We start from the raw sequence: 12,546 nt of genomic DNA on the forward strand, positions 1-12,546 counted from the left end.
ACGCTTTCGCGGGGAGGAGCGTCGCTCTCGGTTCGGCGTCGCGTCAAGCCAGAGCTTGCTAGGAGCGCCGATCCGGCGCTAGACGAAGGACGTGTCCGACGACGCACGTGCTCCCGAGCCCGAGACCGATCCCGTCCTCGCGAAGCTCGACACGCTCCCCGTAAAACCCGGCTGTTACCTCTTCTACGACAAGACCGGCGCCGCGATCTACGTGGGCAAGGCGAAGAGCCTGCGCTCGCGCGTCCGCAGCTACTTCCAGGAGGGTGGCAGCGACTCGCGGTACTTCATCCCGATCCTGCGCAAGATCGTGCGGGACCTGGAGACCGTCGTCACCTCCACGGAGAAGGAAGCGGCCGTCCTCGAGAACGAGCTCATCAAGAAGCACAAGCCGCGCTTCAACGTGAAGCTCCGGGACGACAAGGACTTCCTCTGCCTGCGCATCGACACGAAAAACCCCTGGCCGCGCCTCGAGACCGTGCGCCGCCCCTCGCCCGACGGCGCCCGTTACTTCGGCCCCTTCCACTCGGCGACGAGCGCGCGCCGCACGCTCCACCTCGTCAACAAGCACTGGAAGCTCCGCACCTGCACCGACCTCGACATGGCCTCGCGGCGCAGGCCCTGCTTGCAATACCAGATCAAGCGTTGCCCCGCGCCGTGCGTCTACGAGGTCGACCGTGACGAATACGCCGAGCAGGTCCGCTCCGTCTCGCTCTTCCTCGAAGGCCGCCACGACGAGCTCACGGGCGAGCTCGAAAAACGCATGAAGGAAGCGGCGCGCGCCATGGAGTTCGAGCGCGCGGCGATCTACCGCGACCAGCTCAAGGCCGTCGAGAGCGCGCGCGAATCGCAACGCGTCGTCTCCGTGAAGGACGTCGACCAGGACGTCGTCGGCCTCTACCGCGAGGGCTCGATCGCCGAGGTCGAGCTCATCAAGGTCCGGAGCGGCCGCGTCGCCGACACGGTCTCGTTCTCCCTGCGCGGCGTCGAGCTGCCCGACGAAGAAATCCTCGGCAATTTCCTCACGCAATACTACGGCGACGAGGCCGAGGTTCCGGTCGACGTCATCCCGGACGAGATCCTCCTGCCTGTCTTGCCGGACGGCGCCGAGGGTGTCTCGGAATGGCTCGGCGATCGCCGGGGCCGCAAGGTCGCGCTCGTCGTGCCGCAGCGCGGCCCGCGGGTCGAGCTCCTCGCGATGGCGCGCGAGAATGCCGAGCACGCATTCAAGGAAAAGCAGCGCGCCTCGGACGACATCGAGGCGCGGCTCGACGACCTGCGCGAGCGCCTGCGTTTGCCCGCGCTCCCGCGGCGCATCGAATGTTGCGACATCTCGCATCTCGGCGGCGGCGACACCGTCGGCTCGATCGTCTCGCTCAAGGACGGCCAGCCCGACCGCAAGCATTACAGAAGCTTCCGGGTGCGCACGAAGACCGAGGGCGACGATTACGCCGCGATGTACGAGGTCCTCGCCCGCCGCTTCCGGCGCGGCCGCACGGCGAAGGAGGTCAAGGAGGCGGAGCTGGCCGCGGAACTGGCTGCCGAAGCGGCGGCGGAGGCGGAGCTCGCGTCGGAGGCTTCCGCGATTGCGGAGCCGGGGACGGAGCTCGATGCGGCCGCGGAGGTGATCGACGAGGCACGGACGGAGACGCCCTCGGAGCCGCCGCCGCCGTCGTCGGGAAAGAAGGCCGAAGCCGACTGGGATTTGCCGGACCTTTTCGTGGTCGACGGCGGCCGGGGCCAGCTCAATGTCGCGCTCTCGGCGGCGCGCGATCTGGGCCTGCACGACTTGCCGATCGTGGGCCTCGCAAAGGAGCGGGAGAGCGTGATCGGCGAGAAGATGGTCGACCGCGTGTATTTGCCTGGCCAGAAAAACGGCATCTTGCTCCGGCCGGGCAGCTCGTCACTGTTCTTCCTGGCGCGTGCACGCGACGAGGCGCACCGGTTCGCGAACCATATTCGCGAAAAGCTCGGCAAAGCGCGGCGACTGCGCTCCGAGATCGAAGACATCCCCGGCCTCGGCGACGCCGTGCGCAAGGCGCTCCTGCGCGAGCTCGGCTCGATGGCGGCGCTGCGCACGGCGACGGATGCGCAGATCCTCGCCGTGACGGGCGTGACGAAGCGGCATTTGACGGCGATTCGGAAGGTGATTGCGGCGCCGGGGGCGGTGGCGGAACCTGCGCCGGGGCCGGCTGCCGCAGAGGCTACGCCCGCAGAAGACCGCAAGGACGAAGCTTAGGTGAGCCGTTCGCACGATCGAGAACGGCTCAGAGAGCCCTACACGCGCCGCATGGCGAACGCAATCCCACTCTGGAGCGTGCTGCGCGTGACGATGTTGCCGAGATCCACGCCGAGACCGATGAGCGCCTGGGCCACCTCGGCGCGAATCCCCGTGAGCACCACCTCTGCGCCGAGCAGCCGCACCGCCTTGGCGGCGCGCAGCAGCGCCTCGGCCACCGCGGCGTCGACGGTCGCCACGCCCGTGATATCTAGAATGGCCACCTTCGCGCCCCGCGCCGCCACGCCCGAAAGCAAGCTATCGAGCACACGCTCGGCGCGCGCCTCGTCCACCGTACCGATGAGCGGCATCACGACCGCGTGATCGCTGATGGGGATGAGGGGCGTCGAAAGCTCCGCCAGCATGGCCGCCTGCGCCCGGATGATCTCTTCCGCGAGCTGCTGCCGCTCCTCCTCCGCCCGTTTCGCCGCCCGTAAATCACGCGTGACCGCCCCGATACCGATCGGCTGTCCCGTCTGCTGGTCCTTGATGAGGAACGCGTTGTATTGCGTGGGGAAGGCCTCGCCCGTCTCGAGGTGCCTGAACTCGAGCTCCCCCTTCCAGCACCCCGTCTCCAGGATCACCGGTATGATGTCCTGCACGAAATAGCGGGTGGCCTCCGGCGTGAGCACCTTCGTGACGTCGAAGCCTCGCATGTCCGCGTCGACGTCGAATCCGATCAGCCTGCGGCCGGCCGCGTTGCAGTAGATCGTGCGGCCGTCCAGCGTGCAGATGCCGATGAAATCGGCGCAGGCTTCCACGGCGGCGATCATCTGCTGACGCTCCTCGTCGAGGGTCTCGATGCGCGCCTGCCCGTGGCGCAATGCCGCGGCCGCCTCCGATTGCTGCTCCAAAAGCCGCTGCCGCTCCTCGGCCTCCCGCTTCGACGCCCGCAGGTCGCGCGTGACCGTGGCCAGGGCGAGCGGCGCCCCCGTCTCGGGGTGGTGGACGAGATACGCGCTGTAATAGACGGCGACGGGCTCGCCCGTGGGCATGTGCCGGAACCTGAGCTCGCCCTCCCAGCGGCCTTCGGTCATGAGAATGGGGACGATCTCGTTTATCAGCCGGGGGATTTCTTCCGGCATCACGTAATCGGGCATCACGGTGCCCTGCACCGCTTCCGCGCTCTCGAGCCCCACGAGCTTGCGGCCGGCCGAATTGACGAAAATGGCCTCCCCCTCGAGCGAGGCGATACCCACGAAATCCGTGCAGCACTCGAGGGCGGCGATCATGACGCGCCGCTCCTCCCCCATGCGTTCGAGGAGCGCCTCCTTGGCGCGCAGGGCCTCGATGGTTCGCTCCTGCAGAGCGACCTGCTCCTCCAGCGCTGCAATACGCCGCGACAGCGCCTCCACGGATCCCCGCTCGTCGGATCCCCCCTCGGAAGAGCCATTCATGAAAACGAACGTATCCGAGCGGCACGAAGCGTTGCAACAGGGATCACGCTCTCGCCCGGGCTTCGCGGCGGCATGAATCGTCAACGCATTGACGAATACCAGGCGTCGTCACCCGCGACCCAGGTTTCCGGCGTCAACGTGCCGACGCTTTGGCGCCGAGCCCCGTCATTTGCGTGTTCAGTTGCGTTTCCAGCTCGGTCGCAAAGTCCGAACAGAAGGACGCACGGATCCAGTGCGGCCTTCGATGCATCACGAGCGTGGACGCGCTGCTCGAGGCTGCGGCGGTCACCTGCGCGGCCTTCTGCGGCGTGATCACCCCGTGAACCGCGTGCCGGATCGGCATCCAGACGAAGACCTGGCAAGACCAGGCATTCGAGAAGAAAATACCCCGACCATCCACGAAGCGCAGCGTGGTGCCGGCGGCTTGCCATCCGCCGGCTTGCTCCGTCCCGCCGTCGGCCACGACGGTGATGAAGGGGAATTCTGCCTCCGAGACGCCGCCGATCCACACGATCGGACTTTCCGCTTCCGCGACCCCTTCCGTGTCCTCCGGGACATCCTCCGAAGCCGCCTGCGCAATCGCAGGAATCGCTGCACAAAAGGCCGCGACCATCCACGCAAACCAGGGATTGCCAGCTCGAACCATGTCTCCTCCTCCCCGGCAGAACCTGCCGGGCACGCGAGGGCTACATGGGTCCGCTCGGCGTCGCGTCGATGCTCGGATCGCGCTCCGTGGCGAGATTCAGCCGTCCTCGAATGCGCTCTCGTCGAACAGGGACCGATGGGCGTGGTGGGCCTCCACCCGACGCGCCAGGGCGTGCCGTCCGAGGGCCTCATACCCTGCGACCATCAGTTCCAGGGCCTCGGCTTGCCAAAGCGGGGGGCGCTCGTCCTGGGGAGGCCAGGGATAGGAGGCGTGTAATTCCCGCCCGAGCGTCAGCGCATAACGAGGATCTCCGTCCGCGAGCTCTCGCTTGGCGCGCGCAATCCAGCTCGGCAGCTTTGCTTGGACCTCGTCCTCCGCATCCTGGTACTTCGCCAGCGCGCCTTCGAGCTCCATTCCTTGGGCATCTCCCTGGTCGGTCCGGATGCCGAAGATACCCATCTTAGGGTCCACCGCGCTCCGCTCCTCGTAGGACCAGCGCATGGCGGCGCGGTCCTCCCGTCGAATTCGCGCTTCGTGCTCCGCGAACCCATCCAGCACCTCGAGCAGCCGCCGCGCCAGGAGCATCTGGTCCTTTCGGCAGTGGAATGCGCCCACCTTGTCTTCGAGGACGCCGTTCGCCCACGCGCGGATCTGGTCCAGCAGCGTCTCCCCGCGCCAAACCTGGAAGTGCAAGCTATTATCGACGAGCATCAAGCCGCTCGGCGTACAGGACGGATCGTCGTACACCAGGGCGAGCCGATGGTCGGAACCGGCTGCCGCGACGAGCAGGTACTCGGGGGCATCGCACGGCTGGACCTGGTGCAGTCGCTCGTCGAAGCCCTCCTTGACCTTTCGATCGAGCCCGCCGTCTTCGAATAGCTCCATCACGCCCGCGGGGTCGATGCTGAACAGCTCCCGGAAACCACGCGCCTCGGATTCCTGCAGGCTCGAGAAATAGGCCCACGCGAGCGCGACATGTTTGGGCAGCCGCAGCCCGTACGTCTTCTCCACCCGCGCCGCGACCGCCGGGAAGCGCAAAAGGGCGGTCTCCAGCGCGGCGGCCCAACGACGCTTGTCCTGCTCCGCGTCCGAAGGGTGCTCGGCCTCCAGATAGGCCCTGTATTGCTGCTCCTTGTTTCTGCCGCCGTTCTGGAGACCGTCCCGGATGGCCCACGCGAAGTCCTCCTCGGTGGTATTCGCTTCATTGGCCAGCGCGTAGTCGCTCCACATGTCACGGATGTCCATCGCGTCGATGACCTCCTGACCCGCGTCTTCCTCCGCTCGAAGGCGGTCGATGCACGGCTTCCAGCGCCTCGCGATGTCCGGGAACCCCTTCTGCCACCCGGCGAGGAACGAGTGAAAGCGCTGCACGGAGACGTTCTTCACGTCGTACTGCGCGGTAACGAAGAACCCCACGGCCGAATCGTCCTCGGGATCCGTGTGGGTGAAGGCCAGGGTCATGGTAAGGATTCCATCCTGGAGCTGGATACAGTCGCTCGGATCCGCGGCCTGTCCGTCCGCGGTCTCGAATCCCAGCTTGTATTCGCCGCGCTGGATCAGGAAGGGAAAGTAGTCTCCCGCAAGCGACACGGCAAACTCGAGCCCCAGCGGCTCGGTGGCGGGATCTGCGTCCTTGTAGGCGTCCTTCATGAAGATCCCACGATTCGCGTGGTGGACCTCCGCCTTGCGCGCGAGCGCACCTCGCCCGAGCGCCTCGTACGCGGCCACCATCAACGAAAGCGCCTCGGCCTGCCAGAGGGTGGAGAAGTTCTGCCGATCCGGGACGCCGCAGGCGCAATGGAGCTCCCGGCCGAGCGCCAATGCATATCGCGGATCTCCTTCCGCGAGGAGCTGCCTGGCGCGCGCGACCGCCTGCGTGACGGCCTCCTGGGATTCGGCGGCATGGATGTCCGACGGAATCTCGAAGCCCGCGCCGTCCCCCAGGTCGGTGCAAATGCCGACCCCCGAGCGATGCTCCGCCATCTGCGCGCGTTCGCTGTAAGGCCAGCGCATCCGGGCGCGATCTTCCTCGCGGACCTGCTCGGTATACTCCTCGAACTCCTCGAGCGCCTCCAGGAACAAGCGGACGTTGAAGAACGTGGTTTCGTCGATCTTCCCGTCCTCGCCCCTCAGAGTCCAGGGGTACTTGATGAGCTCACGGGCCCAGTCCCGGAAGAAGTCGAGGAAGGTCTCTCCCATCCAACGGGACTTGTCTTCCATGTCGTAAATGACCGCGCCGCTGGGAAGGTAGGCCGGATCGTCATAAAAGAGCGCGAACGCGTGGAAGTCCCCGAGGAACATGATCAGGGCCTCGGGCGGGAAGGCCGGAGCAACGAAGTGCATCTGCGGCTCGAAGCCCTCCTTGAGCGGCCGCTGGAAAGCGCGCTCCGAATAGAAGCTGAGCACCCCCGAGGACACCGTATAGGGGCCGATGCCGAGGCGCTGGGCTGGTGCCCGCCACTCATACGGAGAGAGGCTGGAGAAAAAAGCCCAGGTCAGCGCCGCATGCTTGGGCAGGAGGAGCCCGTAGGTCTGCTCGACCCGGGCCGCCACCTCCGCGTGGCGAGCCATGCATTGGTCGACGGCTTCGGCGCGCCGGCGCCGGGCGTCTTCTTTGCCCTTGGGCCGCGCCTTCTGCAGGTAGGCCTGGTAGCCCTCCTCGGTCTTCTCGAGGAACGTCCGGTCGTCCTCGTCCTCGGGATCAGGCGTCAGGAACGCCCGCTCGAAATCGTCCGCCGTCACGTTCGCCGGATCGTCGAACGCCTCCTCACGCGCCACGCCGGGGTCGTGCTCGAGGGAGGGAAACGCCCGCCGGAAGCCCTCCAGATAGGCCACCCAGCGCTCCTCGGTGAGCTTCGTCAGGTCGTACGTCCTCGCAAACTCCATGACGTCGGAGATGCTGCCATCGGGCATTCTTATCACGAGCATGTAGGTCAGGGTGAGGGTATCGCCTTCGATCTCGATGTCGTCGGATGGCGACTTGTCTTGATAAAAAAGGCTCCTGAACCCGAAGGTGACCCCGTCGTGCTCGAACGGGAGGAACCGCAAGGCAATCTCTTCGATCTGGCGGGCAGTGAGCATGGTTTTCGATGGGGGGTGGGTCGAAGGGGCCGGGGTCGGACCGCGGGTTACGGCGACGCTTGGCGTAGGTAAGACAAACTGCACCCGAACGTCAAGAACAGCCTTGCGCGAAGGCTGCAGCGTGGGCTGATCAGCTCATGCGTCCTTTTTGGGTGGGAGCGTCAGCTCGTCGATCAGGCAATCGTAGATCGTGGCCTCACCTGCCCATTTCGACGGGTGTTGAACGTCCGGAACGACGACATGACCGATTTCGGGCGGCATGAGCTCGTACCCGGGATACGCGACTGCGATTTCCTGTGCGATCCCATCCGCATAGGGTTGCTCCTCGGGTGTGAGCTCGATACGCCGCTCCGCCGGTGGGAAGAGATTGCCGTGGCCGTCCGGCTCGTCGAAGAAGAGATAGCGATAGCTATGAAGGACGTAGTAGGGTACGAGAAAGCTCACCCCGAAGGCGAGCGAGTGAAAACCAACGTCCCGGGCTCACGTGGGGAGACGGATGCCCCCCACGTGAGCCCCGACCGGTCCTGCCCCCCAAAAATGCGGAAACGCGTTCTCTACGTCGCATTCCGGGAACCGGTCCCGGAGGCGGCGGAGCAGGCCGCGCCAGACCTCGTATTCCGCGCCTGTGATGGCCTGTCTGCGCCGTTCGATCAGCCGTCGATGTTCCGCTGTCTGCCTATATTCGCGCTCGCTAGGCGAGATGCCGATTCCGGGATAGTACTGGCGAGCGAGCTCGATCAACTCCTGGGGCGAGTGCTTCATTGTGCGCGTACTCTAGCGCCGAGGTCATTCATCCGCGCCGGATGGAACCAGCGCTTGCCACCTCGACCCATGCCTCCCCCTCCCCGGCAAAGCCTGCCGGGCACGCAGGGCTACATGGGTTCGCTCGGCGGCGCGTCGATGACCGGACCGGCGGGGGCTTCCTTGTCGCTCCGTCCGCCGGACCGTGCGCGCGTGTTCGGGGGACGTCGCGCACCAGTCGCACCACACCTCCAAGACAGTCGCACCACACCTCCAAGACAGTCGCACCACACCTCCAAGACAGTCGCACCACACCTCCAAGACAGTCGCACCCCCCCGCGACCCACTGTCACCTGGCCGCGCATCCACTCCGAACCATCTCCCAAAACTGTCCGAATTCGCCCGGACATGTCCACGCCTCCCCCCGTGACCTCTCGCACCTCTCCCCTCGACCCCCTCACCTACCGCCGCCCCCAGTCCCGCCCCTCTTCCCCCCGAGACCCCTTTCCCTCACCCCCACGCCCACTCCTCTCCGCACCGACATCCACCAGCTCCCCAATCCAGCCTGATCCCTCCTCCCATCCACCCCGCTCAAACCTGCCCCCGACGCCCAATCCCTCCCCGCCATACCCGCCCCTCGCCTCACGAAACACCGACCCCACCCCCGCCCCAATCCCACGGGTAAGGTGCGTATCGTTCGATTGAAAGGACCTGTAAGGACACCACCGAGCCGCAGGGTGATATCGATCCTTTCGAGAGAGGTTCACCGGACCTCGAAGGAGAATGCCCCATGGCTCACGACGTGGAAGCAATCAAGGGACCTTACGGCTCGATCGGCTGGGTGCAGTGCAAATCGTGCGGATGGAGCGGCGCCGGCGGCGACCAGCCCCCGAGATGCCCGCCGGCGGCCGCCACGGACCCGGGGACGGGCACGCTAGATCCCGTCGATCCGCTCGACCCCGAGCCGGTGGTGAAAGAGCCCGCGCCTTGACGGCGCCTCAATCGACGACGCGCACCATGGCCTTCGGCGCCAGCCGATAGCCGTCCTCGAATCGCTCGATCACCTCACGCAGCCCGAAATGCCTGAGCCGGGTGAGCGCCACGTACACCCGGTTCGCGCCCACCTCGAAGCTCGGCCGCTCGCCGGGCCACCCCGCTTCGAGCAGCTCCCACATCGTGAGCGGCTCGCCCGACCCCGCCTTTTGCTTCTCCACGAGCGCCAGCAAAATGCGCCGCTGCGCCCGGCCGAGCCGGCGCCGCTCTCCATCCGATCCCGCCACCCAGGCCGCGTCCTGTCCGAGCGTGAGCATGAGCTCCGCGCCCGTCCGCGCTCCGCCCCGCCCGATCAGCGCGGCGACGTGCGCCTCGAAGGCCTCCGGCTCCGGCACGGCGCCCACGCAGGCGCGGATGCGGTCGGCCACCTCGATCGCCTCCTCCATGCTCGCCCTGAGCGCTGGCAGCTCGCCGAGCACGCGTTGCTCCACCCAGCGCAAGCAATCGACGAGCTCCGCGTCCGACGGCTGGAGCTCGCCCCGCACGATGCGACCCACGGCGTCCGAGATGTCCACGTAAGGCATCAGCGAGCGCATGAAAAGCACGAGCGCCACGTAATCGCCCATCGGCGACGCGCTCCCCTGCATTGCGAGCTCGGGCGCTTGATACGGCGTGAGGGTGCCGTCGCTCGTCCCGTCGTCCTTCTCGACCGGGAAGTTCCTGCCGAATCCTACGAGGAAGAAACGGCCCTCGGCGTTGAACAGCACATTGCCTGTAGAAATGCGGCCGAGGCAGATCGGCCCGCCCGTGCGCGGGTCACGCTGCGCGTGCGCGGCCTGCATCGCCGTGCGCAGCCCCACGATGAACCCGTCGGCCGCGCCATAGGGGATTTTTTGCGTTGAATCGGCCATCGCCCGCACCACGTCCTGACCGTCGACGACAGCGTCGCAGGCGAGCTCGAGGAATGGCGTCCCCTGCGCCTCGCCGCGAAAGGCGACCTTCGGGATCCGCGGGTGATCGAGAAGCGCGTGCGTGCGCTCCACCTCGGCGAGCGCCTCGCCGATCCGCCTCGGATTCGCGGATGCTCCAGGGAGCACCACCGTGCAGCGCCCGCCATCGTCCGCGCGCCTCGCTGCGACGACGTTGTACGCGCTGCGCGATCGAATGGGCACCGGATCGACGTAGCGCTCGAGGAACGAGGGCACGCTCGTGGATACCACATCCACGTGGCCCGAGCGACGCCGCCGCGAGCCGCGTCGCAGTTTACGCTTGTCTTCCAGGAAAGGGCCGCTTTAGAGTCATGGCCCCCCAGGAGGCGGCTTTCATGCCGATTCTCGAGCTTTCGTTCGCGTGTGGAGAGACGTCCTTGTCCGTGCGCCACTTCGCGGTGCAGGAGGCCGTCTCGAGCTTGTTCACCGTGTCCGTGATGGCTCGGTCCGAGAGCCCCGGCATCGACCTCGAAGCGATCATCGGCAAGCCCGCGAGCCTGCGCGTCGTCAGCGGCTGGCTCTACGCCCGCCTCGGCGGCGCTCGCCTCTGGTCGGGCATCGTCAACTCGATCGAGCAGGTGCACGCCGTCCAGCCCGGGGGACAGGGCAAGGAGCTCTCCACCTATTCGCTCACGATCGTCCCCACGTTGTGGCTCCTCACCCAGCGCCGCAACTACAAGATCTTCCAGCACCTCTCCATCCCCGACATCGTCGATCGTGTCCTCGACGAGTGGAGCCTCGAGCGCACCTGGGCCGTCGATCGCGGCCGTTATCCCAAGCTCGAGTACAAGGTCCAGTACGGCGAGAGCGACTTCGCGTTCGTGAGCCGCCTGCTCGAAGAAGCGGGCATCTCGTACACGTTCCCCGACGACGACGCGAAGGGCTCGAAGCTCACGCTCGGCGACAGCCTCGAAGCGAACCCGCTCCGCCCGGGCCCGGCGCTTCCGTACGTCGACAACCCGAACCGCGAGTCCGAGAAAGAGTACGTCTCCAAGGTCCGCCTCTCGCAGGCCGTGCGCCCCGGCGCGCACGTGATTCGCGACTACGATTTCCGCAACCCGAGCTACGCGCTCCTCGGCGACGCCCAGAACGCCGAAGGCAACGAGGCCAAGTACGAGCAGTACCATTACCAGCCCGGCGCCACGCTGATCGAAGGCGGCAAGGGCGGCGGCACGCCGGTCGCGGACGACAAGGGCACGGCGCGGTACGTCGAGTCGCACGGCAAGGATCGTGCGGCGCGGATGCTCGGCGGGGCGCGGAGCGACCGGCGCGCGGCCTCGTTCGAGACGAACACGATCGACCTCTGGCCGGGCCAGATCTTCCGCATCGACAAGCACCCGCACGCGCTGCTCGGCGACGAGACGCGCCTGCTCGTGACGCGCTTCTCCGTCGACGGCACGCCGGGCGAGGAGTGGCACATGTCGGGGCAAGCCGTGTTCACGGACGCGCCCTACAGGCCGCAGCAGAAGACGCCGAAGCCCAAGGTCGAGGGCGTGCAGAGCGCGCGTGTGGTCGGGCCTTCGGGCCAGGAGATCCACACCGACGAGTTCGGCCGCGTGCGCGTACAGTTCCCCTGGGATCGCGACGGCCAGAACGACGACGACAGCTCGTGCTGGATCCGCGTGAGCCAGGGCTGGGCGGGCACGGGGTACGGCATGATCGTGATCCCGCGCGTCGGGCAGGAGGTCCTCGTTGGCTTCCTCGACGGCGATCCGGATCAGCCGATCGTCGTGGGCCGCGTCTACAACGCGAAGCAGGCCGTCCCGTACAAGCTGCCCGAGAACAAGACGCGCTCGGCGTGGAAGACGAACACCTCGCAGGGCGGCGACGGCTTCAACGAGATCATGTTCGAGGATCTCAAGGATCAGGAGCTCGTCTGGGAGCACGCGCAGAAGAACCGGCGCAGGCTCGTCAAGAACGACGAGACGATCACGATCGGCCACGATCGTCAGAAGCTCGTGCAGAACGACGAGCAGGAAAAGACGCTCGGCAACCTCAAGATCTACGTCGGCAAGGACCAGGACGTCGTCGTCAAGCAGGACAAACGCGAGCGCGTCGAGGGTGACGATCACCTGGCCGTGTGGGGCAAGCAGAGCACGGCCATCGAGGGCAACCGCTCGTTCGTGGTGCAGGGCGACCGGCACGAGGTCGTTGGGAAAAACCACGCGCTCGCGGTCGTGCAGGACATCCACGTCGCGGCCGGATCGGCGATCGTCATCGAGGCGGCCAGCGATCTCACGCTGAAGGGCCCCGGCGGGTTCATCCGCATCGATTCGGGCGGCGTCACGATCCGCGGCAAGAAGGTCTGGATCAACAGCGGCGGATCGCCCGGCGAAGGCCGTGGCGCGTCGCCCGAGGCGCCGGCCGAGGCGATCGAGGCGGTCGTGGACGACGTGAGCAAGACCCTGATCGGGCAATAGGAAG

General features: G+C 66.8%; 8 protein-coding genes. 3 read left to right on the forward strand and 5 right to left on the reverse strand.

The annotated features are described in order from the left end of the window. Nucleotides 1–91: 91 nt before the first annotated feature. On the forward strand, nt 92–2,236 hold the full coding sequence (gene uvrC, locus KEG57_RS04570) for an excinuclease ABC subunit UvrC (protein WP_272458170.1): 2,145 nt from the start codon (nt 92–94) through the stop codon (nt 2,234–2,236). Nucleotides 2,237–2,274: 38 nt separating this feature from the next. On the opposite strand, the gene KEG57_RS04575 is transcribed toward uvrC, so the two are convergent. From KEG57_RS04575 to KEG57_RS04590, 4 genes are all read right to left on the reverse strand, one after another. Continuing rightward, nucleotides 2,275–3,672 (reverse strand): STAS domain-containing protein, encoded by a 1,398-nt coding sequence (locus tag KEG57_RS04575; protein WP_272458171.1) that lies wholly within the window; start codon nt 3,670–3,672, stop codon nt 2,275–2,277. A 133-nt stretch (nt 3,673–3,805) separates the two neighbouring features. Next, nucleotides 3,806–4,318: a hypothetical protein gene (locus KEG57_RS04580; RefSeq protein WP_272417799.1), complete on the reverse strand. Its 513-nt coding sequence runs from the start codon at nt 4,316–4,318 to the stop codon at nt 3,806–3,808. 96 nt (nt 4,319–4,414) lie between these two features. Then, complete coding sequence (locus tag KEG57_RS04585) at nt 4,415–7,399, reverse strand: hypothetical protein (protein WP_272458172.1); 2,985 nt, start codon at nt 7,397–7,399, stop codon at nt 4,415–4,417. 135 nt (nt 7,400–7,534) lie between these two features. Then, nucleotides 7,535–7,843, reverse strand: a complete 309-nt coding sequence (locus tag KEG57_RS04590; protein ID WP_272417796.1) for a hypothetical protein — start codon at nt 7,841–7,843, stop codon at nt 7,535–7,537. A gap of 1,087 nt (nt 7,844–8,930) precedes the next feature. On the opposite strand from KEG57_RS04590, the gene KEG57_RS04595 reads away from it, so the two are divergent. Further along, a complete protein-coding gene (locus KEG57_RS04595) occupies nt 8,931–9,131 on the forward strand; it encodes a hypothetical protein (protein WP_272417794.1) in 201 nt (66 codons plus the stop codon). Nucleotides 9,132–9,138: 7 nt separating this feature from the next. Here the strand turns inward: KEG57_RS04595 and KEG57_RS04600 are convergent, their stop codons facing one another. Next, complete coding sequence (locus KEG57_RS04600) at nt 9,139–10,359, reverse strand: hypothetical protein (RefSeq protein ID WP_272417793.1); 1,221 nt, start codon at nt 10,357–10,359, stop codon at nt 9,139–9,141. A 98-nt stretch (nt 10,360–10,457) separates the two neighbouring features. Here KEG57_RS04600 and KEG57_RS04605 point away from each other — a divergent pair, with 98 nt between their 5' ends. Continuing rightward, nucleotides 10,458–12,542 (forward strand): type VI secretion system Vgr family protein, encoded by a 2,085-nt coding sequence (locus KEG57_RS04605; protein ID WP_272417792.1) that lies wholly within the window; start codon nt 10,458–10,460, stop codon nt 12,540–12,542. Nucleotides 12,543–12,546 lie beyond the last annotated feature (4 nt).

It is taken from the genome of Polyangium jinanense, assembly GCF_028435365.1.